Origin of the sequence: Rhodococcus sp. SB1D, from assembly GCF_048573875.1 — a bacterium.
GTDB lineage: Bacteria > Actinomycetota > Actinomycetes > Mycobacteriales > Mycobacteriaceae > Rhodococcus_F > Rhodococcus_F qingshengii.
Genome location: NZ_JBMAIQ010000011.1, coordinates 48,985 through 75,044, shown reverse-complemented (window position 1 = coordinate 75,044; position 26,060 = coordinate 48,985). Strand labels below are relative to the sequence as shown.

Below are 26,060 nucleotides of genomic sequence, written 5' to 3'. Positions count from 1 at the left end.
CCCTGGTCAGGCGCGAACTGAAGTGCGGGGTTCCACTCAGCCCGGAAGGCGAACCGGCATCAGCAGGTACGTGTACTCGCTCGAGGGCGCAGCGAAGTTACCGGACTCGTCTGCCGTGGGCTCTTCCTCGGCCGCGGGGCGAAGAACAGCCGGACGGCTGGGAGTGGTGAAGCCGAACAGAACGTTTTCGCTGTGAAGCGAGTTCAACCCGTCGATCAGGTAACCGGGGTTGAACGCAATGGTGAGTGCTTCGCCCTGGAACGACGCGTTGAGCGTCTCTTCCGCGCGGCCGGCGTCGTCGCCACCCGCAGAGAGGAGCAGGCCGTCAGCGGAGAACTGCATGCGAACCTGTGCGCCACGCTCGGCGACGAGTGCTACACGCTTGATGGCTTCGATGAGAGGCGTGACCTCGACCGTTGCCATCGCGGTGTGCTGAGCAGGCAGCAACTGACGGAACTTCGGGAACTCGGCGTCGAGGAGGCGCGTCGTGGTGCGGCGTCCGTCGTTGACGATGCCGAGGAGTCCGTCGTTTCCGATGGTCGTACCGGAGCCGAGAGCCAACTCGACCGGCGAATTTGCATTGCCGGCAAGCGTTTTCGCGGACTCGGACAAAGTCTTGGCCGGGATGAGAACAGCAGCCTGGACGTCGGGATTGGCCGGAGTCCACTCGAGTTCACGTACGGCGAGACGGAAGCGGTCGGTAGCGGCGAGGACGATCGAATTCTGTTCGATCTCGACACGGATACCCGTGAGCATCGGAAGGGTGTCGTCCTTGCCGGCTGCAACAGCTACCTGGCTGATGGCTTCGGAGAACAGGTCGACGGGAATGGACCCGGACTGCTGCGGAAGCGTCGGAAGCTGGGGGTAGTCCTCGACCGGCATCGTGGGCAGGGAGAACTTGGCGCTTCCGCACGAGATGAGCACGCGAGTGCCCTCGAGGGTCACATCGACCGGCTTGTTGGGAAGCGACTTGGTGATATCTGCGAGGAGGCGTCCGGAGACGAGTGCCTGACCTGCAGTCGTGACATCTGCCGAGACGCGGACCTGCGCAGATACCTCGTAGTCGAACCCGGAAACGGTGAGGCCGGCTTCGGTTGCGTCGAGAAGAACTCCGCCGAGAACCGGCACAGGCGGCCTCGAGGGCAGGCTACGAGCAACCCACGCTACTGAATCAGCGAACTCTTCCCGGGAAACGCGAAACTTCAGGCTTCCAAGCTCCATCGCCGGGTTATTCCTCTCGGTAGGCATGTTCGTCTGCTGCGGATCTGCATCAGCTCACTTGAAGTCTGACACAGACCAAGCGATGCCCACCGTATGCCCTCGAGGGCGCAAGTGGAAAGCCGAAGCCGCGGCGAGCGCAGCCTGAGGCGAGGTTCTCAACAGGAGTTGTCCCCAGAACTATTTTCAAAGAGCTTTTCCTAGGAAATTCTCAGTAGTAGTAATAAGTCCTGTGCAATCTGTGGAGCAACGGTTGTCGACGCTGGTAGGTCCCCTCGAGGGCCTGTGCACTTCTCGAGGACAGACTCGAGGACCAATCGACCCCCTCTGTGCACTCTCTGAAAGTTTTCGGATTCCTCCTCGAGAACTCCACAGACTTTCGGAGTTATCAACACACTTATCCACAGATGTGAATACTTTTCACAAGAAACGAAGAGTTTGTTCTCATCGGCGTGTCTGACTCCGGCGTGTCGTCCCTCGAGGTGGACAACCGCCCTCGAGGGGACCGCACGTGGAACCCTTCGAATACACCGATGCCGCTCGAGGGAACCTCTGCCTCGAGCGGCATCGATCGAAATAAGTGCAGGTCAACGCTTGGAGCGCTGCTTGATCCTTGCGGTCAACTCCTGAACCTGGTCGTACACCTTGCGGCGTTCCGTCATTTCCTTACGGATCTTCTTGTCGGCGTACATGACCGTCGTGTGGTCACGGCCGAACGTCTGACCGATCTTCGGCAAGGACAAATCAGTGAGCTCACGGCACAAATACATCGAGATCTGGCGGGCCTGAGCGAGTGGCCGGGCCTTACCCGGCCCACACAGGTCGTCGATCGACATGTTGAAGTATTCGGCCGTCACCGCCATGATCGTCGCCGCGTTGATCTCGAGGCTCGACGAATCGGGCATCAGATCGCGCAGGACCACCTCGGCCAACGTCAGATCCAACGGCTGGCGGTTGAGCGAGGCAAAAGCGGTGACGCGGATCAACGCGCCCTCGAGTTCACGAATGTTGCGCTCGATACGGCTGGCGATCAACTCGAGGACGTCGTGCGGGACCTCGAGGCGATCCATTCTCGCCTTCTTGCTCAGAATCGCGATACGCGTCTCGAGCTCAGGCGGCTGAACGTCGGTGATCAGGCCCCATTCGAAGCGCGTCCGCAGACGCTCCTCGAGGGTTGCCAACTGTTTGGGCGGACGGTCCGAGGAAACGACGATCTGCTTGTTCGCGTTGTGCAAGGTGTTGAAGGTATGGAAGAACTCCTCCTGAATACCTTCCTTGCCTTCGATGAACTGGATGTCGTCGACCAGCAGGACATCCGTTTCCCGGTAGCGACGCTTGAACGCGACCTTGCGGTCGTCACGAAGACTGTTGATGAAGTCGTTGGTGAATTCTTCGGTCGAGACGTACTTGACCCGCATGCCGGGGAACAGTCGCTGTGCGTAGTGGCCGGCCGCATGAAGAAGGTGCGTCTTGCCCAGGCCCGAAGCTCCCCAGATGAACAAGGGGTTGTACGCACGCGCCGGCGCCTCCGCGATCGCGACGGCAGCGGCATGAGCGAATCGGTTGGACGATCCGATCACAAAAGTGTCGAAGGTGTACTTCGCATTGAGGCTGTTGGCGCCGGACCCCGAAGCAGAAGGAGTAGCGGGCGGCTTCGTGAAGTACGACGGCCACGATTCGTGAACGCTCGCGAGTGCTTCGCGGTCGTCGTCGACTTCTTCGGTCTCGGCAGTCTCGGAGTCCGAAGGTTCGCCGTCGCCTTCGGTGAATCTGCGCCGACGGTATGCGCCCGATGAGTTGACCGACTCGAACTGACGGCTGCCCGTGCGCTCCTCGACCGGTTCGGCGGGTGCGTCGGCATCGTCTTCGAGTGCAATGCGGACACCGAGTCCCTCGACCTGGCCACCGAGATGGCGTCCGAGTGCCTGCAGGATCGGCTCGCGCAGATCGCGCTCGATCGTCTCTTGAGCAAATGGCGATGGAACCGAGAGGAGTGCAAAACCCTGAGCAAGTGTGAGAGGCCTCACCAGACGGACAAATGCCTTCTGCTTGCTGCTCAAAGCCGGAAGATTACTTCCGGGGTCATCACTCGTGAGTTCTGCAACCACGTCGACCCAGACCCGTGCGAGCGCGTTGGGATCGTCGTTCACGTGGTTCCTTCCCGTGTTTCGCCGACAGTGGGTGTGCTGCAGCTGCCGAGCGTATGGCTGCGGCGTCGAATGATTCGGTGGATTACCACCCGGGGTGAGAACCCCGTAACAGGCTACGAATATGCCACCTGGGCTGTGTTTCCACACAATTATCCACAGATGTGGACAAACCTGCACCGAGTCGGTTTTTTCGTCAACCAAATTCGTCAAAGTGACCGAGAAATTGATCTACCTGCAACTTTGTCGGAACTCGAGGCGTTCGCCACTTGGTGTCGGGGATGCGTCAACACTCACAGCCCTGTGGATGAATGTGGAAACTCGGGATTCGGGGTCGCGTCCGGTGCTCGTGCCCGTATGTGCTGATGAGGCCTTGTCGAGAGCGTGCGCGGTTGGAACTGTCCGGGTTGCCTTCGGGCCACCTGCGTTCCGTAGCGGAACTGTTGCCAAGGTCACACTTGCCGCCTCGCTCGAGGTCACGGCCGTATGCACACCGCGAACGGAATCTTCGGAATAATGGAAGTGTCGGCGTGTCGCCGCAGTTGCCGCGGGAGGGCCCTGAATCGGGCTGGTTTGACCTTGGCAACGGTGGTAAGTAACCTCGAACGGTCACCCGCTGGTGGTGATCGCTTCGTGCTGGCTACATATGTCAGGTCGGAACGGTCTTCCAAGCCACAACGAGTGAAGCTGATTGTTCTGTACCTGTTGTATCCAAAGGCGCCGTAAGGCGTCGATCACTGAATGACGCCGGGAGGCGTCAATGAACTTCGAGGAGTGTTGACCGTGGCCAAGGGCAAGCGGACGTTCCAGCCGAATAATCGCCGCCGCGCGCGTGTTCACGGCTTCCGTCTTCGTATGCGTACCCGTGCGGGTCGTGCAATCGTTTCGGCGCGTCGCCGTAAGGGCCGCGATTCCCTCACCGCCTGATCTGATTTCGAGTTCAGGAGCTCGGGGTGTTGCCTGAGCCGTTCCGGTTGCGTCGCCACGCGGATTTCTCCGTGGCGGTGCGACGTGGACGTCGTATGGGAAGACGCGACCTTGTCGTGCACGCGTTCGATCGCGAGCAAGTAGAGGCGCTGGTAGTAACAAATCACGGTCCCCGGTTCGGGCTGATCGTGAGCAAGGCTGTCGGGCCGGCGGTGATTCGACATCGAGTCGCACGCCGGCTTCGTCATATCTGTGCAGATTTCGTCGGACAGGTTTCACCGGAGACAGACGTGGTTATCCGCGCACTTCCGGGTGCAGCTACCGCCAGTTCAGCCGAACTGGCCAAGCAGTTGCGCGGGGGCCTGACCAAAATGAACCTATTGGTGTCGGTAAGTGAAGAGCCATGAGTACTCCGCTCTCTGAGCAGATCGAGACTCCCAGAGCCTCCCGTGTCATCACGGTGTTGAAGGCTGTGCGTCGCGCTCCCGCCACTGTTCTCATCTTCTGTATCGAGTTGTACCGGACGTATGTGTCGCCCTTGAGGATGCCGACCTGCCGGTTCACCCCCACCTGCAGTGAATACGCAGTCGAAGCGCTGCGCACTCACGGGGCGATCAAAGGCCTTTTCTTGACTGTGGTGCGGTTGGCGAAGTGTGCCCCCTGGCATTCTGGAGGGTGGGACCCTGTCCCTGCCCGTCGTGACCGTGATGCGGGTAGCCGCCATAGCTGTCCGGAAGCACGCGCAGCGTGTCACAGTCCGACGGACGAACAGAGGAGTACTTAGAGCCGTGCTCAATTTCATCTACTATCCGGTATCCGCGATTCTGTGGGTCTGGCACAAGGTCTTCGGGTTCATTCTCGGCCCGGACAACGGAATAGCCTGGGCGCTTTCCGTGGTGTTCCTGGTGTTCACCTTGCGTGCGGTTCTGTACAAGCCGTTCGTGAAGCAGGTCCGCACGACGCGTCAGATGCAGGAACTGCAGCCACAGATCAAGGCATTGCAGAAGAAGTATTCGGGCGACCGTCAGCGCCAGGCCGTCGAGATGCAGAAGCTCCAGAAGGAGCACGGATTCAACCCGATCATGGGCTGTCTCCCGGTCTTGGCTCAGGCTCCGGTGTTCATCGGTCTGTTCCACGTCCTGCGCTCGTTCAACCGCACCGGCACCGGCATGGGCCAGCTGGGCATGAGCGCCGAGGACAACCTCAACACCCCGAACTACGTCTTCTCGGCCACTGACGTCCAGTCGTTCCTGGATGCTCGTCTGTTCGGCGCGCCCATCTCGGCCGCGATCACGACGCCGGTTGCGCAGCTTCAGGCCTACGTCACCGAGAACGTTCCCGAGCTTCCGTCACGGCTGAACATCATCCTCGTGGCCGCTCCGCTGATGATCATCGCCAGCATCGCGACGCACTTCAACTCACGCGCTTCTGTTGCCCGTCAGAGCGAAGCAGCTGCCGCGAACCCGCAGTCCGCGATCATGAACAAGCTCGCCCTGTACGTCTTCCCGCTCGGTGTTCTGGTCGGTGGACCGTTCCTTCCGATCGCGATCCTCCTGTACTGGGTGTCGAACAACATCTGGACCTACGGTCAGCAGCACCTCGTCTTCCGCAAGATCGACGCGGAAGAAGAAGCCAAGAAGCAGGAAGCGATCACTCGCCGCAACGACAATGCGCCCAAGCCCGGTGCCCGTCCCGATCCCAGCAAGAAGAAGGGATCTCCGGCTGCGCTGAAGACCGCGGATTCAGCCGACGACGACGGTGACGCCCCGGAAGTTTCGCTCAAGAAGCCACAGCCGAAGCCCTCGGGTTCCAGTGGTGGTTCCACGTCGAAACCGAAACAGAACCGGCCACAGAGCAACCGCGGCAACTCCCCCAAGCGCAATAAACGGCGCTGATCCAGGAAAGAGAACGACCAATGTCCAGTGAAGCTGACATCGTTGTGGATGGAGAGAACGCAGACGTGAGCACCGAGACCACTGCGCCGGTTACCGATGTGGATGTAGACATCGACGATTCCGATGACGACCTGATCGAAGAGGGCGAGATCGCCGGCGACTACCTCGAGCAGTTGCTCGACGTTCTCGATTTCGACGGAGACATCGACCTTGACGTCGAGGGCGATCGGGCGATCGTCAGCATCGACGGCGGCGACGACCTGACCAAGCTCGTGGGACGCAAGGGTGAGGTTCTGGATGCTCTCCAGGAGCTGACTCGTCTGGCAGTTCAGCAGTCGACCGGAGAGCGCAGCCGCTTGATGCTCGACATCGCCGGGTGGCGTGCGGGCCGGCGCGAGGCACTCAGTGCTCTCGGTGCGGAAGCTGCACAGCGTGTTCTCGAGACCGGCGAACGCGAAGAGCTTGCTCCGATGACGCCGTTCGAACGCAAGATCGTGCACGACGCCGTCGCCAAGGTCGCCGGTGTTTCCAGCGAGAGCGAAGGCGCTGAGCCGTCTCGTCGAGTGGTTGTCCTCAAGGACTGACACTCCCCCTGATCGAATGCGGGCCCCGGATTTTCCGGGGCCCGCTTTTGTGTCCGAGAGTGTTTCACGTGAAACCGAATCCGGCGCCACGGTGAAGGTCTGCCTATCGTTGTCGACATGTCCAACGAGCGCTCCGGATTCCCTCTCGGATTGATGACCCTTGGGGCCTTGATAGGGATGCTCGTGTGCGGCCTGAGCTATTGGCCCGTGGTCTTCGAACTACAGCAGAAAATGGAAGTCCAGTCCTTTCCGCCGGGCGGTCTGAAGTATTGGCTCTGCTGGTTGTTGCCGCTGGGAGTAGTCGCCGTCGTATTCATTCCACTTGCACTGGCATGGCGATCCGGGAGACCGGTCATGCTCAGCTTCGCGATTGCCTTCTTGTTCGTCGGGGGTGCACTGTGCATGTTCGGATATTCGATCGACAACATGCCGTACTACATGTGAGCCCCTCCCCTCCCCCAGGAGGAATAGTCGGCCTTCGTTTCACGTGAAACCGGATCGATGGTTGTTGCCCCGAGCCCTCGAACTCCGCCCCAGATTGCCGCCACAATGGATCACCGACCCGATGTCGTCAGGCCTGCTGGCAAGGTCGTCACCTTCGGTGCTGGCATCCGATGACCGACAACCCGCGAGCCCTCACTTCGACGGCCCCCGGATTGGGGCGTCATCAACAACGATCACGAAGGAAGTAGCATCCGCACATGCACGTCGACATCGAGGGCGCCACCCGGATTGCCCGCCTCGCCGCAGAATTCGACTGGACCTGGGCCGTCGACGACCTGGAACCCTTCTGCGCACAAGCCGGATGGGAGCTCGTCGAACTCAGGCAAGGTGGCGGCTCGATACGAACGAACCTTCATGTCTGCCGGCCGAAGGCGAACATGTTCGGGCGGCAACACAGAATGGATTGGATCTCGATCTTCGTCACGGACGTGGCAGATGATGCTACGCCCATGACAGTGGTGCGCCCGCTGCGGAACGCAGGGTTCGCGAATCTCACTGCGGCACTGACTTCCGTCCTTCAGATACCCACGTACTCCGAGCCCGGACCTGAGGCAACTATCCGGTGGGACCTGCCCAAAGTGGTCGTCATACTCAGTATGAGCCCCAGCGCGATCCACCTGCGACTGACGAGTCCGGGGTATCAGGCATGGGTGGATGAGCCCGAACCTGAGTATGAGGACGAGGACTAGCGATCGAGGTCGGCGAGATCGAATCCGGTGTGGGAACAGGTTTGCGCGCTCCTCACAGGAATCGGACCAATCACATCGAATGGGCTTCGTCGCCACGCAAAGTCGATGATGCTGTTGCGGGCTTCGGGGTGAGATCGGCGGCGACTACTTTGCCAAGCAAACCGGAATCGACCTCATCTACACGGGCTCCGGTTCATAGACTGCGGACCGCGTCGGGGTAATCACGGGACCGCCCTGAGTTCGGTTGACTCGCGGGGTGTGCGCGATCGGCGCCCACACCCGCTGCTGGTCTCGTCGTGAGGGCGGATCCGGGCTGTACGAGGTGGAAGGACTTTGCGGTGCCCGGATCGAACTTGTGAGCGATGATCTTGTTGGTTCCGGGTTCGGTATGCACCAACGGGTAGTCGTAGTCTTTGCCGTCCAACAACTCCTGCACCAAGCGCGGATCTTAATCGCGCAGAGCCTGCAGCGCTTTCGAGTCCAGGCGCAGGAATTCATCCTGCGCATCGGGCAGGTCCCCTGCTCGACTTTGATCTTCCCGCCGACACCGGTATCCACATCGAAGGCGAACTCGCCATGCGCATCCTGTGATGCGAAGCTCCTTGGATTCGCGGTTTGTGATGCCAAGCCTCCGGCGTCCCGCAACAGGAGTGTCAAGCCGACGGATATATGGCTCGCAACAACCGGCGATGAGATACCGAAGCTGTCCGAGATCTGGAATCGAAGTCTGTTTTCCGAGTCGACCTACAGAGAGGATCTGACTGACCGAGTCCGTTCTGCAGTCCGACGTCGGCTATCTTTTGCAACGACTTTTTCATCGAAAATTGGTCTTTTTGGGTCAGAATTCCATCCATGTAACTACCCATGGCAGTTTCGTCACTGTGATGATACTAAGAATTGCGCTCCTATCTGCATTCGATTGCCCGGCTATGTTTCACGTGAAACGCGTCAGAATTGGAAGATTTTTCAGCGCAATGTTTCACGTGGAACGTGAACCCCTCCCCTCCCCCGCTTGAATTTTTGGGCCGAATACTTCCCAAAGAATGAACGAGTCGGCAGACTCACAGCGAGTCGGTGTGCAGAAGCGAACACATGTCGGCTCCAGAGCGGATAATGATTTCGGTCTTGATTGTTGATTTCGCGGTTTACGCGGGAGGATGTTTCACGTGGAACAGAATGGTGCGGCGTCGGTTGACTGGGACGAACAAGAGACTGCGCGCGCAGTGTTCGGTGACAGATATGAGATCGCGGAACGGTATTACCAATCCCTGGCGACGGATGGTGTCGAGCGCGGGCTCATTGGTCCCCGTGAAGTCCCTCGACTGTGGGAGCGTCACCTTCTCAATTGCGCCGTCATCGGTGAGTTGATTGCCGAAGGCGAGTCGGTTGTGGACGTTGGAAGCGGCGCCGGCCTACCCGGTATCCCTCTCGCAATCGCCCGCCCGGACTTGAAGGTGACTCTGGTCGAACCGTTGCTTCGACGCTCGGTGTACCTCGCGGAGTTCATCGAGTCCAACGGATTGGACGTATTGGTTGTCCGAGGGCGAGCCGAGGAATCGGGTGTTGTGAAGGAAGCGGGCGGCGCGGATGTAGTCACCTCGCGAGCTGTGGCGCCTCTCGAGAAGCTCGCACGTTGGTCCCTCCCACTCATTCACGAGCACGGCCGGATGTTGGCACTCAAGGGTTCGAGCGCCGCCGAGGAGATCGAGCGAGACCGTACGGCGCTCACCAAGTTGGGCGCAGGTAAGTTGGAAATACTCGAATGCGGAGCCAAGATTCTCCGCACCCCCACTGTTGTGGTGAAGGCCGAACGTCTCCCGAAGCGCCGCCAGCGTTGATGATTTACACGCATGCAATCGAGAGCAATGTACAGATGATGAGAGCACCTAGTGATCGATTCCCAATCGAAGGAGCAGTCAATGTCGGGTCGATCTGAATCCGCCGTTTCACGTGAAACACCGAAGCAGCACACGAGTGCGGGTGCGGATCAGATCGTCAACGACGACGACAATTTCACCGCCCCCTACGCGGCGATCTCCTCGGAGGAGACCCCCATCGGGGCGGCCGCGCATCGAGCGAGCCAAGTGCTTCATCCCCATTCGGTGACGCTGCCGAAGCCGGCGTTCCGCCGCGTGATCACCATCGCGAACCAGAAGGGTGGCGTCGGCAAGACGACGACCACGGTGAACCTTGCGTCGGCGCTCGCTCTTCAAGGGCTCACTGTCCTTGTGGTCGATTTGGACCCTCAGGGCAACGCCAGCACCGCTCTGGGCGTCGTCCATACCTCGGGCACCCCGTCGAGCTACGAGCTGCTCATAGGCGAAGTGAAGGCCCCGGAGGCGATCCAGACCAGCCCGCACAGTGAGCGCCTTCTCTGCATCCCGGCAACGATCGATCTGGCGGGCGCCGAGATCGAATTGGTCTCCATGGTTGCCCGCGAGAATCGACTCAAAGGCGCGCTCAACGACAAGGTGCTCGCAGAGCTTGACGTCGACTTCGTCCTCATCGACTGCCCGCCCTCGCTGGGACTGCTGACCGTCAACGCGATGGTCGCTGCCAAGGAAGTTCTGATCCCGATCCAGTGCGAGTACTACGCCCTCGAGGGGGTCGGTCAGTTGCTCCGCAACATCGAACTCGTCCAGGCTCATCTCAACCCGGATCTGCATGTCTCCACCGTCCTTCTGACGATGTACGACGGGCGCACCAAGCTGGCCGACCAGGTCGCCGAAGAAGTACGCAAGCACTTCGGTGAGGCCGTTCTGCGAGCTGTGATTCCGCGCAGCGTGAAGGTGTCCGAGGCTCCCGGATACGGGATGACAGTTCTCGACTACGACCCGGGTTCGCGTGGCGCCATGAGTTACCTCGACGCCGGCCGTGAACTTGCCGCCCGCTCTGCCACCACGACGACCCAGGAGCAGTGAGATGAGTCAAGCACGCAAAGGTGGATTGGGCCGCGGCTTGGCTGCTCTCATCCCCACTGGGCCGGCCACGGCGCCGGGTCTGGGATCGGCTGCAGCGGACGTCGTAATCGGCGTCGACAAGCGCAACCCCTCCCCTCCCCCACCGACCAAGGCGGCCCCGAAAACGCCGAAAGCCACCAAGGCGTCGGCTGCGAAGGCTCCGGTGGAAGCTGAGCCGGAGACCGAACTCGAGCCGACCGGCGCGGTCTATCTCGAGATCGAACCGAGCCTGATCGAGACGAACCCGAAGCAGCCTCGCAGCGTTTTCGACGAGGAAGCACTCGCGGAGTTGGTTCACTCGATCCGCGAGTTCGGCTTGATGCAGCCGATCGTGGTCCGTCGTCACGGTGACAAGTACCAACTTGTCATGGGTGAGCGTCGCTGGCGCGCGAGCCAGGAAGCCGGGCTGGAGAAGATTCCGGCGATCATTCGTGAAACAGATGACGACTCGATGCTGCGCGACGCGCTCCTCGAGAACATCCATCGAGTTCAGTTGAACCCCCTCGAGGAGGCAGCGGCGTATCAGCAGCTGCTCGAGGAGTTCGAAGTCACCCACGAAGAATTGGCCAATCGGATCGGACGTTCGCGTCCCGTCGTGACCAACATGATTCGTCTGCTGAAGCTGCCGGTGGCGGTTCAGCGTCGCGTTGCGGCCGGTGTACTTTCGGCCGGCCATGCTCGCGCACTGCTGTCCCTCGAGGCGGGTGCCGACGCTCAGGAGGTCATGGCGGCGCGCATCGTCGCGGAAGGAATGTCTGTTCGCGCGACGGAGGAAGCAGTCACTCTGGCCAACCGGGCGGATAATGAGATCGCTCCCCCACAGAAGCGCAAGCCCATCGTGATGCCGGGTCTGCAGGATGTGGCCGAGCGGTTGTCGGACTCGTTCGACACTCGGGTGACTGTCAGTCTGGGCAAGCGGAAGGGAAAGATTGTGGTCGAATTCGGCTCGGTCGACGACCTACAACGCATCGTCGGAATGATGGAAGCACAGAAATCCAAGTAGAGAACTCGGATGCCCGTTTGGTGACGTAATCATGATGACCGGGCACACCACCTATTTTCGTCACTGTGACAAATCTAGGTGGTCCGAGCTTCTCGAAATCTTGAAGCGGGACGAAAGATGTTGAACAGCAATACATTAGGGCGATCAACTCTCGTGCCACTGCCGACATGTCGTAGCTGGCCTATCCTGGAGAAGAGAAAAGCGGCGGGCGAGCATCAAAACCGCTTCGGGGACCTACGGAGAGTGAGTTAGTCAGTGTCGACTCACGTCATCACCTCTCTCACACTCGACAGCCTCGATCAGCTTTCCGCCCATGCGCGCCGATGCGTGTTCTGGGAGATGGACCCGGGCGCGCTTCATGACGCCCGAGGATTCTGTGATCAGGAATTCGAGAAGGAAGCCTGGCTGTCGATGGTCATGCTCGAGTGGGGTTCGTGCGGACAGGTCGCCGTCCGCGACGGAAAGCCGCTCGGCAGTGCGTTGTACGCCCCTCCCCGCATGATCCCGCGCGCGCAACTGTTTCCCACCAGCCCGGTCAGCTCGGACGCAGTGCTTCTGACAAGCCTTCGCCTCGAGCCCTCGGGCATAGAGGAAGAACTAGGGCCGAGCCTGCTGGCCGCTGTCGTGACAGATCTGGTCCGACGAGGAGTTCGTGCGCTCGAGGCATTCGGTATCCGTAGCGACGACTTGGGACCTGCTTCCGACGTGGCCAGTGCAACTGCTGCTCTGGAATGTTCACCCGCGGAATGCATGATCAGTGCCGAGTTCCTCGAGGATTACGGTTTCGAGGTCGTGGCACCGCACCATCGTTATCCGCGCCTTCGTCTCGAACTCAATCGAGATCACGAATGGAAAGTCGACGTCGAAGAAGCCCTCGACCGTCTACTGAAGGCCGCAGCTCTCGAGATGGTGGAGATCAGCGAACTCGCCAGAGTGTGAGCAGGTGCCGACCGCAGGACCTACGAAATGCGGTCGGCTACCGAAAGCTCTTCTGCGAGAAGCTCGGCGAAGGTGAAGGTACCGGTCGGCTGATCATCTTGGCCCAACAGATACAGCCGCTTGACCGAGATCAAAATGGCTTCGGCGATGGTGTCACGCATCCGCGGATTCGTCAGTACCGCAACGTCGGACGCGTTGGACAGGTAGCCGAGATCGATCTGCACCGTCGGCATGTTGGTCAGGCGCAACAACTCCCACGTTCGACCGTGAGTTCTGCAGTCCCGCAACGGAGTTCGCGCAACGATCTCGCGCTGAACGAAACCGGTCAACACCTGCCCGATCATCGAGACCGAACCGTGCGAATTTCCGAAGTGGAAGCTCGCGACGCCGTTCGCCGACGGGCTCGAGTTGCTGTCGCAGCGCAGGGAGATCATCAGATCGGCGTCGAATGCGTTGGACGTCAGCGCGCGCTCGGCCTCGCTCGGATCGGCGTTGTGCGGGCGGGAGAGGAAGGTTTCCATCCCGGTTGCTGCCATCCGCCCCTCGAGGCGCATAGCCAGATCCCACAGGATGTCGGCTTCGGAGATGCCGTTGACGATGGTGCCGGTGGACGGACCACCGAGGCCTGGATCGATGACGATGCGCTTGCCGCCCAGCTGTGGGCCCTTGCGCCTCACCAGCTCCTCTTCGCTGATCGCGTGCGGCGATCCGCCGGTGACGCGAGTTCCCAGCAGTTCCAGCGAACGCAGTGTCTGCGGTCCGCAGATACCGTCGGCGGCGATCCCGATTTCACGCTGGAAAGACGAGAGAGATTCGTGGGTCTGCGGGCCGAAGAAACCGTCGACCCGACCTGCGTAGAAGCCGAGGTCCTGCAGTTTGGCCTGCAGAGCTGCGACGTCGTCGCCGTACAGCGGCGCAGAAAGCTGGTAAATCAACGTACGGGCGCCCAGGCGGTACGAGGCCTCGCGAAGTGACCGATAGGTGGCCGGGCCCACGATGCCGTCGACAAGGAGCCCACGCTGCTGCTGGAAGGCGCGAACGGCGCTGTCGAGTTGATGATCGAAGATGGCGTCGGGTGCAACCCAGTGGGCACCGTCGGCGCTTTCACGTCGAATACCGGAAGTTCCGTGATGGAGGTATCCCAGCTTCGTCAATGTGCCCCGAATCTCGGCGACGGCCGGGCCGTGATCGCCGTGTCGGAGTCTGTGCATGCGTGAAAGCCTCTCGGATCGGTTAACGAATTCGATCGATGTGCCTGGTCGTAGACCCGATCAGGCACATCGATCGATTATCTCAGAAATTCTGTGGATTGCGAGAATCCACGATGCTCATCCAGCCGTCAGAGAACGTCTGCGAGGTCCTTGAGCAGTGCGGCCTTGCCCTTGGCGCCGACGATCGTCTTGATCGGCTTGCCGTCCTTGAACAGGATCATCGTCGGGATCGACATGACCTGGAAATCGCGGGCGGCCGCCGGGTTGGCGTCGATGTCGAGCTTCGCGACGGTCAGCTTCTCGCTGTTCTCACCGGCGATCTCCTCGAGGACCGGGGCGACCATCTTGCACGGGCCGCACCAGGTTGCCCAGAAATCGACCAGAACGGGCTTGTCGCTGCCCAGGACGTCCTGCTTGAAGGAATCGTCGGTGATGGTGACGGTATTCGACACTGTTACTCCTCGAGGGTTGGGTACGACAGCTTGATGAATCAGGGAGCGCCGACGACGTCGACCGTATGGCCGGCAGCGTCGAGCGTGTTGGCAGTGATGTCGCCACGATCGGCCAGCCAGCGTTCGGCGTCGATTGCTGCGGAGCATCCGGTGCCGGCAGCGGTGATCGCCTGGCGGTACGTGTGATCGACCAGGTCACCGGCAGCGAAGACGCCGTCGACGGAGGTCGCGGTGGAACCGGGAGCGACGCGCACGTATCCGGCGTCGTCGAGATCGACCTGGCTCTTGACGAGCTCACTGCGCGGGTCGTGGCCGATGGCGACGAACATGCCGGTGATCTCGAGTGTGGAGGTCTCACCCGTGACGGTGTCACGAACGACGAGCCCGGTGACGCTGTTCTCGCCGAGGACCTCGACGGGCTCCGCGTTGGTCAGGAAGCGGATCTTCTCGTTGGCCTTGGCGCGCTCGAGCATGATCCGTGAGGCGCGGAATTCCTCGCGGCGGTGCACCAGGGTGACCGAGCGAGCGAAGCGGGTCAGGAAGGTTGCCTCTTCCATCGCGGAGTCGCCGCCGCCGACCACGACGATGTCCTGGTCACGGAAGAAGAAGCCGTCGCAGGTGGCGCAGGCGCTGACGCCGCGGCCGAGGAGGCGTTCTTCACCGGGAATGCCGAGGTAACGGGCTGCCGCGCCCATGGCGAGGATGATCGCGTGCGCGGCGTACGTTTCGCCGTTCGCGACGACCGTCTTGATCGGGCCGCTGAGATCGATCTCTTCGACGTCCTCGGTGCGGATGTCGGTATCGAAGCGAAGTGCCTGCTCACGCATCTGTTCCATCAGGTCGGGGCCCATGATTCCTTCGCGGAATCCGGGGAAGTTCTCGACCTCGGTGGTGGTCATGAGGGCGCCACCGAACTGGGTTCCCTCGAACAGCAGGGGCTGGAGCTCAGCGCGCGCGGTGTAGACACCAGCGGTGTATCCGGCCGGTCCGGAACCGACAATGATGACGTCATGGACCGCGGGCGTGTTTTCCAGCTGGGTGGTCATGCGAGCCTTCCAATAGTGAGTGCAGACCCTCCGCTTCTTGGAGAGCCGTACCGATCAACACCAGGATAAGGGGTGTTGTTCCCGCACTCCGCTGGAAAGTGGCTCACAGCCGGCAGCTCACAGCGCGGGACTCACTGGGCGGGGCGCGGTGCCTCCCGAACCACCAGCGCGTCCCGAACCACACAGCGCGTGCCGGTGTAGATGGTGGGCATGCACTTGTTGCAGTGGATACACAACCCCTCGTCGACGCTCTCGGCTTGGAATTTGTTGACCAGTTGTGGGTCCCTGAGGAGCGCACGCGCCATGGCGACGAATTCGAATCCTTCATCCAGTGCGTGCTCGATGGTGTCGACGCGGTTGATGCCGCCGAGCATGATCAGTGGCATCCTCAGCGCCTGTCGGAACTGACGGGCGAAGGGCAGGAAGAAGCCCTCCTCGAACGGGTACGTCGGAAAGAGTTTGGGACCGTAGAACTTCAGCCCGTACCCGACGAGTTTGGGTTGGGAGGCGACAAACTCAGCCAGTGGGACCTCGCCACGGAAGAAGTACATTCCGTTGAGAAGTGAACTGCCACCGGTCAATTGCATCGCGTCGAGGTGGCCGTCGGCTTCGAGGATCTGGGCGATCGGCAGGCTCTGGTCGAGCCACAGACCTTTCGGCACCCCATCGGACATGTTGAATTTCGCGGTGACCGCCACGCTGGATCCAGCGGCCCGTCGCACCGCTTCGACGACTCGACGCGGATACTCGGCGCGCTTGGCGACGCTGCCACCGTATCGATCGTGGCGCTTGTTCAGATTGGGGCTCATGAACGAACTGAGGAGGTAGTTGTGGCCGAGATGGACCTCGATGGCGTCGAATCCTGCGTCCACGGCGACGCGAGCGGTCCGTTCGAAGTCGGAGACGACACCGTCGAGTTCGGCGAGTGTCGCGCCCTTGACGAGGCCCATCGCGGGCGGACTCAGCCGGGTCGACGGCGCCAGAGTCTTCGTCTTGTTGGAGAGCGTGTTGGCGACCAGTCCAGCGTGGCCGATCTGCGCCGCAGCAAGTGCGCCTTCGGCGTGGACGGCGTCGGTCAGTCTGCGTAGTCCCGGCAGCGCGCGCTCGTCCATGACAAGGGTGTCGCGGTGGACTCGTCCACCTGGTGAGACGGCGCAATAGGCGACAGTGGTCATCGCGGCCCCGCCGCGGGCCACCTCGGCGTGGAAGTTGATCAGATCGTCCGAGACCGCTCCCCGGGGCATGACGCCCTCGAACGTTGCAGCTTTGACGATGCGGTTGCGCAAGGTCAGAGGGCCGAGACGTGCGGGTTCGAATATCGACGGTGTGGGCGCTGTGGTCATTTTCAACTTCCTGCGGCGGCCTGATCTTTACGATGCCAGTGGACTCGTAACTACGACGATATAGCGCCTACTCCCAATCTGTCCGACAATTCGACACGATGAATGCCACAGGATCAGGTCGCCCACGAGACCCACGCATCGACGACACAGTCCTCGAGGTCACCCGAGCGATGCTCCTCGAGGTCGGTTGGGATCAACTCAGTCTCCGGGCGATCGCGGCACGGGCAGGAGTCAGCCGAGCCTCGATGTCGCGGCGATGGCCGTCGAAGGCACATCTTGTTCTCGGGTCGATCCTGGGGGCGACACCGGACCTGACACCGTTCGAGGGCACCGATCGCGACGGCTGGATCCGTTGGGTGGTGGAGGGAAGTGCTCAGCTCTTCTCCCGTCCCGAGGTTCGCGCCGCGTCGCCAGGATTGCTGGCGGCCCTGCGCGACCACGACGACCTGCGCAACGAATTGTGGCGCGGGTTCAGTGGACCGAGTACGCAACTGTTCCTTCAGAACGCCGAAGATCCTGAATCGGCACTGCTCGATGCCAAGGCCGTGCTGGTTCTGGCGGCCGGGGCAGCGATGTTTTCGAGTCTGATAGCGGTCGAGGACGATACAGATGCGCTACGCGAAAGAATCCTCGAGCTCTTACTCCCGGCGGCATCGCCGCGCTGACCGTCGACGTCAGCCGATGTTCTTGACCGACAACGTATTCGGATTCCCGTCGCTGCAGTTGATGCCGACAGTCAGTGCAGTGATCTGACGCGGCTGCGATCCCGTGAAGAGTAGGACTATCGCCGGCGCCCCGTCGATGCGAATCTCGCCGGAACCGAGCAAAGGCCGGCCCTCGTCGATGCCGTTGGCGCGTAGGCATCCGGCAAGTTTGGATGGATCATCCAGTGGTCCAAGGTTTTTGGATCCGACGAGTGAGAGCAGAGACGCCGAATCCGGATCGTCGACAGCAGACGTCGCCGGTGTGCTCGGTTGAGCGACAACACTTTCGGCGGGTTCGGAATCTCGGGTTCCGATAACAACGATCACGAAGGCTACCAACACGGCTGCTGCGGCACCGAGAACCCACGCTTGTGGGCGCCGCCGGAACGGCACGACAGCTGCCTCAGCTGGCGGCTCCAGCTGTTCTGACTGTCGATCCAGTGCCGAATTGATTCGCTCGGCAAGCGAATTCGGAATCCGTTCGTGAGTGGCCTTGCTCGAGTTCAGTGTCGCGAGTGATGCCGTGACGCCGTCAAGGGCGGTGACAAATGCATGGGCGTCAGGATCTGCGTGTACCACCGGCCACAGAGCCGCACTGGTTTCGGAATCGAGAACCCCGGCGTGAAGATCTGCGAGTAGGTCTTCTGAAAACGGAGGCGACGGAACGCGAACAGACGGATCTGTCATGAACCCTCCCTCGGCAGTCGATGCGGACCCTTACAAGATAGGACGCGGCCGGTTCACGAATGGTTCCCGCCTTCGCGAAAGTCCTCCAACTGGGCGGCAAGACGCTTGCGCGCGCGGGCGCAGCGACTCTTCACGGTCCCTACGGGCACTCCCAACCTCTCGGCGGCCTCGGCTACCGGATACCCCTCGACATCGACGGCGACGACGGCAGCACGCTGCTCAGGCGGCAGCGATGCCAGTGCCTGTTCGACGGTCAGGCTCATGTCCACTGTCGCCGCATAGTCGCGGTGATCGCGGGGTTCCTCCGCGTTCTCCGAAGACAGAGAGAACGCCGCCCGTGATTTGTTGCGTCGGATCCGGTCGAGGCAGGCATTGACCACGATGGTGTGGAGCCAACTACGCACCGCCGCGTCGCCGCGGAACTTCGCTGCCTTGCGATGCGCGGACAGCAGACCCTCCTGGAGCGCGTCGGCCGCGTCCTCGTCCGAGTAGCTCGTACGCCGGGCAACGTGCCATAGATGATCCTGATGCCTGGTCAGTAGTTCACGGAACGCATGCCGATCGCCCTCGACATGAGCAGTCAACAATTCGAAATCCGTCGCCTCGAGATTCTTGTTCTCGAAACTTCTGGATTCGAATTTTCCGGCTCCGCCCCCGGTGCCCCCCCGATAACTGTGCACGGGCGGATATTAGCCCAGTCGGTAGGTTTCAGAAGGGCCAAGGGCGATCACTTTGCAGCAGTGAATGCAATCTCCGAGATGGATGTCTGGTTTTGTCCGGATTCGGTGCTGAGCTGCGTAATCCAAACCAGGACATACTGACCCGAGCCGTCCGACGTGACTGGAATGTCGGTCACGCCGTTCTTCAGGACACCCGATCCGATTTCCTTGGTCTGATCCAGCGAAGTATTCGCAGAAGGGGAAGAACGGATTTCAACGACGGTTCCCGGCGAATCAGACGTGATCGCAACGTTCTTCAGGTTGGCGGCATCGGCAAGCGTCACCATCAGGCCGACACCGTTCTTCAGCGACGGGAACGGCTGGAAGTACGAATCCGACGACCATGCGGTGGCCGGATTGCCGTCGATGGCGTTCTTCGCTGTTGCCGGCTGATCCGGCGTTCCCTGGGGCGAGAACACCGTTACGGCCGAGGAAGCTACCGGAACGGTTGCTGCCGCCGGTGCGGGCGCCGGTGAATTGTTCTCGGGCGCAGTGGCTTCGGTGGTCAGTCCGAAACTCTGCTCGCTGAGCGGGGTGTCGTTACTGCCACCCGAGAGGAAGCTCGCTACCCACACCACAAGGAGAATCAGGACGATCACGGTGAAGACACCGAGCGCCGTCAGTGCCGCGAGCATCCGCGTCGACTTCTTCTTCTCGGCCTCGATGGCTTCGGGGTCGTTCAGTGCATGACCCGACGCACCCTGTTCGCGGTGGCCGAGACGAAGTGCCGGAATCATTTCCGTCTTGTCGTTGACGACGGACGCCTGATCGAGGATGTGCTGCACGGTGGCAGCAGTGCGGATTCCACTCTCCGACTGCAACGCTCGAACCGCAACGGCCGAGATGTCGAACGGAACCTCCGGACGGACGACCCGAGGCTCGACGATGTTCCCGTCGGCGCCGCGGCCGGCGGGAAGCAAACCACCGACGGGACCGGCGGACGGATCGGCGAGCGGCCAGCGCGCCGTGATGAGCGAGTACAGCATGGCGCCGAGACCGCGGACGTCGCTGGTGGAATCGGCGTCGGCAAGCGTCGCCGGGAACGCCAGTACGGCGTCACCGTTGATGCTGATGCGAACGCGGTCCGGGTGATCGATGGACAGCGCACCGCCGGTGCGGTGAGCAGCTTCGGCAGCCGCCGCGAGGGCGCGGATGGCGCGGGCTGCACCGATCGGCGACGGCGTCGTCTCGGCCATCTCACGCAGCGAGCGGCCGGGAGTCCATTCGGCGACGACGATGCCGCCCGAGCTTCCGCGGACGACGTCGAGGACGCGAGCCAGACCGGGCGAGTTGATTCGTCCCAGGCGCAGAGTGCGTGAGAGAACTGCCTGCGGTCCGGACTGGCTGTCGTCGTCACCGCGCTGATCGGCGTCGACGAACGTCAGGGCTACTTCACGGTCGAGCTTGACGTCGAGAGCTTCCCAGAACTGCAGTCCGCGGGTTCCGCCGTGCGGCGCGAGCAGACGGTAGCGTCCGCCGGCGACAGATGCGCCGGGGATGAGCTTGGGTCCACGTGGCATCGGTCGCTGGGCCGGTCGTGATGCGGATCCGGCGGAAGGTGTGCGAGGTGCAGCGGGCGGTGGTGTCTGAGCGGCAGCCGTCTTCTGAGATTCGGGTGCCTTCTTGTCCGGAGCAGGCGTCTTCGGCGCGGGTGTCTTCGAGACAGGTGCTGAAGGTGTCTTCGACACGGGCGCCGAAGGTGTCTTGGACACACTGACCGGAGGTACCGGCGGAGCGGCCTTCTGCACCGGCGGCTGCGGCTTCTGACCCTGCGGGCTTTGGCCCTGCTGCGGTCGCTGTGCGGGCTGCTGTGGCTTCTGACCCTGCTGTGGCTTCTGGCCGGAAGATGCGGAGGAACTCGTGGATGCAGGTGTGCCCGACGATGCCGTTGACTTCTGTTCGGACGCTTTCACGGCAGAAGTCCCGGCACTCTTGTTGCCGGAAACGTTGTCGTCGCTCACCCTCGCTCCTTCTCCATCGATAGCCCGTCCCCGAATACGCGCGGGTTGCGATCCTGTACGCCCACGACCAGGGTACGGGAGCGCACCCGGTCGTTCTTGCTCGTTTGATTCCGTTCTGATTGCAGGAATCAGCTCAGTGACGTCGTCGTCGGTGTTGTTACGTGTGTACGGTTCGGCGCGACCTGTCAGTGAACGAATCTTGCGGGAGACCGCAACCGTTACCGACAGGACTTCCGGAACCTTCTTGAAGTAGAGAATCGTGAAGGTGATCGCGAGCATCAGGATGCCGCCGACGGCGACGCGAACCATCGAGCCAGGTCCGCCGAAACGCTCGGTGAGTTGATCGAATCCGAGGACGCGGTCGACCGCGAGCATGGTCAGCGAACCGGCCAGCGAGGCGAGTACGACGGACCAGACTGTCTTGCCCACGTTGGCCATCTGCAGGTTTCCGAGGCTGCGGTGCAGGAGGTACCCGCCGATGACGGCGCCGGTGATGTATCCGAGACCGTTGGCCGCACCGAGCAGGATCACGACCTGATCGCTGTTGGATGCGAAGACCGGAGCGAGCGCCGAGAAAGCGATTTTCACTGCAGTGATGCCGAGAACGATCCACGTCGGCGTCCAGGCTTGTTCGCGGGCGTAGAACACACGAAGTTGGATCAGGACCAGCGCGTACGGAATCAACGTGAATGCCGACCAGCTCACGGCGGTGCCGAGTCGTTCGGCCTGTTCGGGTCCGAAGCGGCCGTAACCGTAGAGCGCTTCACCGACCTGCGGACCCATGAAGGTCAGGAACATGATGATCGGAACCAGCGTGATCATGGTCAGACGCGTTGCGACCGACAGATCGTCCACGACGGCCGGGGTGTCGTCGGCAGCAGCGTTGCGGCTCAGGCGCGGCATGATCGCCGTCAGAACCGTCACTCCGAGCACGCCGTACGGGAGTTGCAGGAGCAACCAGGCCTGGCTGTAGATGGCAGGGCCGGCTTCGTCGGCGTGGGAGGAGATCTTGGTCGCGAAGATCATGCCCATCTGGCTGATCAGGACGTACAAGACGATGGCGACGGCCATGCCGCCGAACTGGCGCAGGCGGTCGTCGAGACCCCACAGCGGCTTGAGCGAGATCTTCTCGCGGCGAAGCGCGGGGATCAGGCTGGCTGCCTGCACGATGACGCCGATGGTGATGCCGATGCCGAGGGTGAGCAGCTTTGCATCGCCCATCGAGACCGGATCAAGCGAGATCTCACCCGGAGTCAGGCGATAGACCACGAGCACCACGAGGACGACGACATTGTTGAGTACGGGAGCCCAGGCTCCGGGCTTGAAGATCTGTCTGGTGTTCAGAAACGCTGTGAACAGCGCCGACAGCCCGTAGAACAGGATTGCCGGCAGAAGCAGATACGACAGCGCCGTGGTCAGGTCGGTGCTGACCTTGCCGTCTTCGGACAGGAAGACGTATTTGGTGAGTACGGGTGCTGCCAGGGTCGCGAGCAGCGCGGCCATGCCGAGTAGAACGAGCGACGCCGTGAAGAGGCGTCGGACAAACGCTTCGCCGTGATCGGCGTCCTCCCGCTCGGCGCGAACCAGCACGGGGACGACGATGGCGGTCAGCACGGCGCCCAGAACCAGTTCCGCGATCATGTTCGGAATCTGGCTGGCGACGGTGAACGAGCTGGCGATGGCGGGGCCGAGGACCATCAGGATCATCAACTGCTTGGCGAATCCCGTGATGCGGCTCGTCAGCGTCGCGATCGCGATGGAACCCGTTGCCGCGAGGAGTCGAGAGTTCGTCTCCTTGCGTTCCCCGACCTGGACATGGGCGTCGGTGTCGAACTCGTCCGACGTGGTCGTCGCCCGGTCGGCAAACTCCATCTCGGCTTCGCGGTACCGGGGGTAGTCGCGGATCACCGGGATGGTCATGGTGGGTGCGTCGTCGAAACGTGCGTCCGGGTTGACCGGCTGGATCGGGTAACCGCGCTCCCACGGTGGCATCCGAGGATGCGAGCGGGTCGTGGCACTCTTGCGGGTGATCGCCGAGCGGCGACCCTCCTCGGGTGGATTCCCGGTCATGAGCGTTCGTACCCTTCATCTGCTGGGTCCGGCTGACCCTTGAATCGATGCCACAGCCGTCGCCCTGCCAGGAACAGCAGCAACCCTCCCGCTGTCGCCGTCACGGCGGCCAGGGGACGACCGTACGCATTCGACCGTACGGTCACGCTGGTCGGCGTACCCAATTGGCGGCCATCTGTCGTGGTCAGCGAGAAGTTGACTTCCAGCTTGCGAGAATCGTTCATTTCCGCGGGCACAGTCAACTGTCGGCTACCTCGCGGCGGAAGCTGTTTGGGACCGATGTCACTGATCTGCATCTCGGGTGGGGCTTCCACACGCAGGTCGACGTTGATGGCGATGGGCAGCTCGTTGCGCGCCACCAGCAGGAGCGGACTCTGCCCCGACGCGAGGGTGTAGACGCCGCCCGGAGACACCACACTGACGGCCCGGTACATCCCGTCGACGGCTTCGGTGACGTTGTCGGCGCGGATGGTCGCGGCCCGCTCCGCCCGATTGACCGACGCGGAGTCGACGTTGCGGCGATCGGCCAAGGTCATCGAACGGAGTAGATCTTCGCGGAGCGGCGCCGTGAATCCCCGGGGGGTGAGCGAAGCCGCCGGATCGTCCACGAGCGAAGCTTCGAGCCCGTCGATACGCGGAAGTTGGGTGGTTGCGGTCTCGACGACGGACGTTTGCGGACCGTCCTGGGTAGCCCGGTCCGGGTAGTCGAGAGTGGCGGCGTCCGTCGCGCCCGGTTGCCTGCCGAGCAGTGCCGGCAGGGCCTGAGGTGAGGCGAGCCCGGACCGGATGAGGGTCGCGAGCATCGAGAGCACCGCCGTGGCGTCGTTGCTGTCGGCGGTCCACAGTTGCGGCGGCGCGAAGATCTGATTGCGCGGCAGCGACGTCGGCGTCAGCGCGGCCCAGGCCATCGCCCCCAGCGCGTCCTGACGCCGGGCGCTGCGCGATTCGATGTCGATGGTCGGCGCGGTGTCGTCGGGGATGTACGACGGGACCTGCGGCTCCGAGCCGGTGGCGGCCAGCGCTGCTGCCGCCGAGGTGTCGAAGGCAAGCGCGTCGAGTGAGCCGGTTATCCGCGACGACAGCTGCGGAGCTGCCGAGTCGACGGAAGTGTCAGCCACCATCGCTGTGGTGGGATTCACGCTCAGCACCTCTGCGGTGGCCGAGTCGAGGACACCCGAATCCGGCCAGACGAAATCTCGCAGTGAGGTCACGCCGAGGATGTTGTCGACGATGTCCGCCGGCCGTGTGAGCGCGGTAGCCGTCAACTCCGGATTGGCCACCGAGGTGACCGCGGCGAGATCGGACTGCGCGAACGGAACCGCCGTCGTGCACATCGAGGACGCGAGGGTCTTCACCCGGCCGAGCCACTGGTTGGCGGCGTCGCTGCCGCGGCCTTCGTGCGACGGCCCGGTGGGGTCGGACGAGTTGTCGGCCACGAGGTATCCGCGAGTCATGTTCTCGACGGTGATCAGAAGGTCGGGGTCGATTGCCAGGCAGAGCGCATCCGTGACGCGTCGATCGGTATCGCTCTCGGGCTTGGTGGCGTTCTCCACCGCATCGACCAACGCGTCCAGACGGCCGCCGTCGGAAAGTTCGGTGGCAAGTTCGTCGTCGATCAGGCGTACGGGCTCGTTGACCGCGCCGGGGATTCCGCCGACGAGTCGTGGCGCGTCGGCCAGCGGCCACATGAGCGTGACGCCGATCGGGGCGGACGTGTCGGGGGGAACGACCGCCGTGGCGGACGAACTGGGGGTTCCGGCTGTGGCGTTCGATTCGGCTGCGGCCGGCACACCGAGGACGGGGAGCAGGAAGCGTGCGTCGTCGAGTCGGGCGGCACCGCCGTACTCCGGGGTGCCGTTCACGTTGACGAGCATCGGGTAGACGCCCGGTTCGGTGATGTCGAGAGACAACCCGGTAGTGCTCCGCAACGGCAAGGTGAGCGTGAACTGCTTGGACTGGCCGGTGTCAAGGGTGGTGGCAACGGTGTCGAATTCGCCGACCGTGTCGAAAACGGCCTGGTCGAAGTCGAGTGCTGCGCGCACGTCCGAACTGGAGTCGATCGCGGGAGCGCGTTGCAGCCTCACTCCGACGTCCTCGACGGGACGGTCACCGACGTTCTTCACCGTCCCCTTGACCACGACGTTGCGGTCGCTGGTGGTCGTCACCGTGGTCGGTGCGGTGGAGTCGATGGTCAGCTGCAGAAATTTGGCATCGTTGGTGTTTCGCGCCGGGGCGCGCTCACTGGGCTGGCTGGACGGCGCTGCCCATGCGACGGCCGTCGTTGCAGGCCCGAAACCGACAGCGGCCATCACCAGAGCGGCCACACCGGCCCGCCGCAGTGCCATTCTCATCCGGCGTCCGGTTCCTTCGGGCGCTGTTCTTGCCGTATTTCCGTTCGCGGCATCTCGGCGATCATCTGGGACGCGAGTTCTGCGAGTTTGCGCTCGTCGGCGTATGCGAGGCGCGAGTGCAATTCCGTCAGCGGCACCCAGGCGACTTCGGTGACCTCGATGTCCTCGTCGGAGAGTTCACCGCCGAGAAAGCGGAGGAGGTAGTGGTGCACGGTCTTGTGGACGCGTCGACCTTCGGTCACGAACCAGTAGTCGATGCTACCCAGCGGTGCCAGGACGGTTCCCTGGATACCGGTTTCTTCTTCGACCTCACGCATCGCGGTCTGCTCAGCGGTCTCACCTTGTTCGATATGGCCCTTCGGTAGCGACCAGAGCAGGCGTCCGCGGCGGTCGGTTCGGCCGATCAGTGCAGCGCAGAGGCGTTCCGGGGGTCCTCCCCAGCCGTCGACGACCAAGCCGCCCGCAGAAGTTTCACGGACGGTTCGCATCAAAGGTTTATCGGGGTTGCCGACGGCAGGTCGACGCCGCGGGTTGCGGCGACTCCTGTTTGTTCGTTCGGCACCAGACACCTCATCGATACTAGTTGGCGTTGCAGCGTTGCCCGGTAACCCGCGCAAAGCGGTCTATCGCGTTCGTATGCGCGTTCTGCT

Annotated in this window: 23 protein-coding genes; 12 read left to right on the top strand and 11 right to left on the bottom strand. The window is 62.2% G+C overall.

What is annotated here, in order from left to right; translation table 11 throughout:
• Positions 1 to 36: 36 nt before the first annotated feature.
• Complete coding sequence (gene dnaN / locus ACN50D_RS22835; RefSeq protein WP_007729165.1) at positions 37 to 1,221, bottom strand: DNA polymerase III subunit beta; 1,185 nt, start codon at positions 1,219 to 1,221, stop codon at positions 37 to 39.
• 584 nt (positions 1,222 to 1,805) lie between these two features.
• On the bottom strand, positions 1,806 to 3,368 hold the full coding sequence (dnaA, locus tag ACN50D_RS22830; protein ID WP_003942491.1) for a chromosomal replication initiator protein DnaA: 1,563 nt from the start codon (positions 3,366 to 3,368) through the stop codon (positions 1,806 to 1,808).
• Positions 3,369 to 4,148: 780 nt separating this feature from the next.
• Here dnaA and rpmH point away from each other — a divergent pair.
• The 11 genes from rpmH to ACN50D_RS22775 all read left to right on the top strand — a co-directional run bounded on the left by rpmH (position 4,149) and on the right by ACN50D_RS22775 (position 12,866).
• Entirely contained in the window at positions 4,149 to 4,292 is a 144-nt protein-coding gene (rpmH, locus tag ACN50D_RS22825; protein ID WP_003942540.1) for a 50S ribosomal protein L34, read from the top strand.
• Between the two features lie 26 nt (positions 4,293 to 4,318).
• Positions 4,319 to 4,699: a ribonuclease P protein component gene (gene rnpA, locus ACN50D_RS22820; protein ID WP_003942450.1), complete on the top strand. Its 381-nt coding sequence runs from the start codon at positions 4,319 to 4,321 to the stop codon at positions 4,697 to 4,699.
• Positions 4,696 to 5,076: a membrane protein insertion efficiency factor YidD gene (gene yidD, locus ACN50D_RS22815; RefSeq protein ID WP_007729147.1), complete on the top strand. Its 381-nt coding sequence runs from the start codon at positions 4,696 to 4,698 to the stop codon at positions 5,074 to 5,076. Before rnpA ends, yidD begins: the two co-directional genes overlap by 4 nt.
• A gap of 4 nt (positions 5,077 to 5,080) precedes the next feature.
• Positions 5,081 to 6,187, top strand: coding sequence for a membrane protein insertase YidC (gene yidC / locus ACN50D_RS22810; RefSeq protein WP_003942570.1), 1,107 nt, complete (start codon positions 5,081 to 5,083; stop codon positions 6,185 to 6,187).
• 20 nt (positions 6,188 to 6,207) lie between these two features.
• On the top strand, positions 6,208 to 6,771 hold the full coding sequence (locus tag ACN50D_RS22805) for a protein jag (RefSeq protein WP_003942504.1): 564 nt from the start codon (positions 6,208 to 6,210) through the stop codon (positions 6,769 to 6,771).
• Positions 6,772 to 6,888: 117 nt separating this feature from the next.
• Complete coding sequence (locus ACN50D_RS22800) at positions 6,889 to 7,215, top strand: hypothetical protein (RefSeq protein ID WP_020971491.1); 327 nt, start codon at positions 6,889 to 6,891, stop codon at positions 7,213 to 7,215.
• Positions 7,216 to 7,472: 257 nt separating this feature from the next.
• Entirely contained in the window at positions 7,473 to 7,964 is a 492-nt protein-coding gene (locus tag ACN50D_RS22795; protein WP_212634013.1) for a DUF6301 family protein, read from the top strand.
• Between the two features lie 1,157 nt (positions 7,965 to 9,121).
• A complete protein-coding gene (rsmG, locus tag ACN50D_RS22790; RefSeq protein WP_019746204.1) occupies positions 9,122 to 9,802 on the top strand; it encodes a 16S rRNA (guanine(527)-N(7))-methyltransferase RsmG in 681 nt (226 codons plus the stop codon).
• An 81-nt stretch (positions 9,803 to 9,883) separates the two neighbouring features.
• Positions 9,884 to 10,885, top strand: a complete 1,002-nt coding sequence (locus tag ACN50D_RS22785; protein ID WP_003942510.1) for a ParA family protein — start codon at positions 9,884 to 9,886, stop codon at positions 10,883 to 10,885.
• Between the two features lies 1 nt (position 10,886).
• On the top strand, positions 10,887 to 11,927 hold the full coding sequence (locus tag ACN50D_RS22780; protein ID WP_054188731.1) for a ParB/RepB/Spo0J family partition protein: 1,041 nt from the start codon (positions 10,887 to 10,889) through the stop codon (positions 11,925 to 11,927).
• Positions 11,928 to 12,182: 255 nt separating this feature from the next.
• Positions 12,183 to 12,866 carry a hypothetical protein gene (locus tag ACN50D_RS22775; protein WP_007729135.1) on the top strand — a complete coding sequence of 228 codons (684 nt, stop codon included), beginning with the start codon at positions 12,183 to 12,185 and terminating at the stop codon, positions 12,864 to 12,866.
• A gap of 20 nt (positions 12,867 to 12,886) precedes the next feature.
• Here ACN50D_RS22775 and ACN50D_RS22770 read toward each other — a convergent pair whose 3' ends face one another.
• From ACN50D_RS22770 to nox, 4 genes are all read right to left on the bottom strand, one after another.
• Positions 12,887 to 14,077 (bottom strand): N-acetylmuramoyl-L-alanine amidase, encoded by a 1,191-nt coding sequence (locus ACN50D_RS22770; RefSeq protein ID WP_003942558.1) that lies wholly within the window; start codon positions 14,075 to 14,077, stop codon positions 12,887 to 12,889.
• Positions 14,078 to 14,205: 128 nt separating this feature from the next.
• Entirely contained in the window at positions 14,206 to 14,529 is a 324-nt protein-coding gene (gene trxA / locus ACN50D_RS22765; protein ID WP_003942530.1) for a thioredoxin, read from the bottom strand.
• Positions 14,530 to 14,567: 38 nt separating this feature from the next.
• The gene (trxB, locus tag ACN50D_RS22760; RefSeq protein ID WP_063315344.1) at positions 14,568 to 15,575 is read right to left on the bottom strand and encodes a thioredoxin-disulfide reductase; all 1,008 of its coding nucleotides are present in this window, start codon (positions 15,573 to 15,575) and stop codon (positions 14,568 to 14,570) included.
• A 131-nt stretch (positions 15,576 to 15,706) separates the two neighbouring features.
• Entirely contained in the window at positions 15,707 to 16,918 is a 1,212-nt protein-coding gene (gene nox / locus ACN50D_RS22755; protein WP_212634011.1) for a 4,4'-dithiodibutanoate disulfide reductase, read from the bottom strand.
• A 98-nt stretch (positions 16,919 to 17,016) separates the two neighbouring features.
• Here nox and ACN50D_RS22750 point away from each other — a divergent pair, with 98 nt between their 5' ends.
• The gene (locus tag ACN50D_RS22750; RefSeq protein WP_003942539.1) at positions 17,017 to 17,583 is read left to right on the top strand and encodes a helix-turn-helix domain-containing protein; all 567 of its coding nucleotides are present in this window, start codon (positions 17,017 to 17,019) and stop codon (positions 17,581 to 17,583) included.
• A gap of 9 nt (positions 17,584 to 17,592) precedes the next feature.
• On the opposite strand, the gene ACN50D_RS22745 is transcribed toward ACN50D_RS22750, so the two are convergent.
• Genes ACN50D_RS22745 through ACN50D_RS22725 form a run of 5 tightly spaced genes read right to left on the bottom strand, consistent with a single transcriptional unit; the run spans position 17,593 to position 25,979 of the window.
• Positions 17,593 to 18,309 carry a hypothetical protein gene (locus ACN50D_RS22745; protein ID WP_212634010.1) on the bottom strand — a complete coding sequence of 239 codons (717 nt, stop codon included), beginning with the start codon at positions 18,307 to 18,309 and terminating at the stop codon, positions 17,593 to 17,595.
• A gap of 53 nt (positions 18,310 to 18,362) precedes the next feature.
• Entirely contained in the window at positions 18,363 to 18,989 is a 627-nt protein-coding gene (gene sigM, locus ACN50D_RS22740) for an RNA polymerase sigma factor SigM (protein WP_007729129.1), read from the bottom strand.
• Between the two features lie 47 nt (positions 18,990 to 19,036).
• The gene (locus ACN50D_RS22735) at positions 19,037 to 23,059 is read right to left on the bottom strand and encodes a lipid II flippase MurJ (protein ID WP_070160919.1); all 4,023 of its coding nucleotides are present in this window, start codon (positions 23,057 to 23,059) and stop codon (positions 19,037 to 19,039) included.
• Entirely contained in the window at positions 23,056 to 25,410 is a 2,355-nt protein-coding gene (locus ACN50D_RS22730; RefSeq protein WP_058037556.1) for a DUF6049 family protein, read from the bottom strand. Before ACN50D_RS22730 ends, ACN50D_RS22735 begins: the two co-directional genes overlap by 4 nt.
• Positions 25,407 to 25,979, bottom strand: coding sequence for an NUDIX hydrolase (locus tag ACN50D_RS22725; RefSeq protein ID WP_030537486.1), 573 nt, complete (start codon positions 25,977 to 25,979; stop codon positions 25,407 to 25,409). The genes ACN50D_RS22730 and ACN50D_RS22725 overlap by 4 nt, the downstream gene beginning before the upstream one ends.
• Positions 25,980 to 26,060: the final 81 nt, after the last annotated feature.

What these genes read in the sequence shown, in the direction of transcription:
- dnaN (WP_007729165.1), bottom strand. Translation starts at nt 1,221, where the DNA reads ATGGAGCTTGGAAGCCTGAAGTTTCGCGTTTCCCGGGAAGAGTTCGCT.
- yidD (WP_007729147.1), top strand. Translation starts at nt 4,696, where the DNA reads ATGAGTACTCCGCTCTCTGAGCAGATCGAGACTCCCAGAGCCTCCCGT.
- ACN50D_RS22805 (WP_003942504.1), top strand. Translation starts at nt 6,208, where the DNA reads ATGTCCAGTGAAGCTGACATCGTTGTGGATGGAGAGAACGCAGACGTG.
- ACN50D_RS22800 (WP_020971491.1), top strand. Translation starts at nt 6,889, where the DNA reads ATGTCCAACGAGCGCTCCGGATTCCCTCTCGGATTGATGACCCTTGGG.
- ACN50D_RS22795 (WP_212634013.1), top strand. Translation starts at nt 7,473, where the DNA reads ATGCACGTCGACATCGAGGGCGCCACCCGGATTGCCCGCCTCGCCGCA.
- rsmG (WP_019746204.1), top strand. Translation starts at nt 9,122, where the DNA reads ATGTTTCACGTGGAACAGAATGGTGCGGCGTCGGTTGACTGGGACGAA.
- ACN50D_RS22785 (WP_003942510.1), top strand. Translation starts at nt 9,884, where the DNA reads ATGTCGGGTCGATCTGAATCCGCCGTTTCACGTGAAACACCGAAGCAG.
- ACN50D_RS22780 (WP_054188731.1), top strand. Translation starts at nt 10,887, where the DNA reads ATGAGTCAAGCACGCAAAGGTGGATTGGGCCGCGGCTTGGCTGCTCTC.
- ACN50D_RS22770 (WP_003942558.1), bottom strand. Translation starts at nt 14,077, where the DNA reads ATGCACAGACTCCGACACGGCGATCACGGCCCGGCCGTCGCCGAGATT.
- trxB (WP_063315344.1), bottom strand. Translation starts at nt 15,575, where the DNA reads ATGACCACCCAGCTGGAAAACACGCCCGCGGTCCATGACGTCATCATT.
- nox (WP_212634011.1), bottom strand. Translation starts at nt 16,918, where the DNA reads ATGACCACAGCGCCCACACCGTCGATATTCGAACCCGCACGTCTCGGC.
- ACN50D_RS22750 (WP_003942539.1), top strand. Translation starts at nt 17,017, where the DNA reads ATGAATGCCACAGGATCAGGTCGCCCACGAGACCCACGCATCGACGAC.
- ACN50D_RS22745 (WP_212634010.1), bottom strand. Translation starts at nt 18,309, where the DNA reads ATGACAGATCCGTCTGTTCGCGTTCCGTCGCCTCCGTTTTCAGAAGAC.
- ACN50D_RS22735 (WP_070160919.1), bottom strand. Translation starts at nt 23,059, where the DNA reads ATGACCGGGAATCCACCCGAGGAGGGTCGCCGCTCGGCGATCACCCGC.
- ACN50D_RS22730 (WP_058037556.1), bottom strand. Translation starts at nt 25,410, where the DNA reads ATGAGAATGGCACTGCGGCGGGCCGGTGTGGCCGCTCTGGTGATGGCC.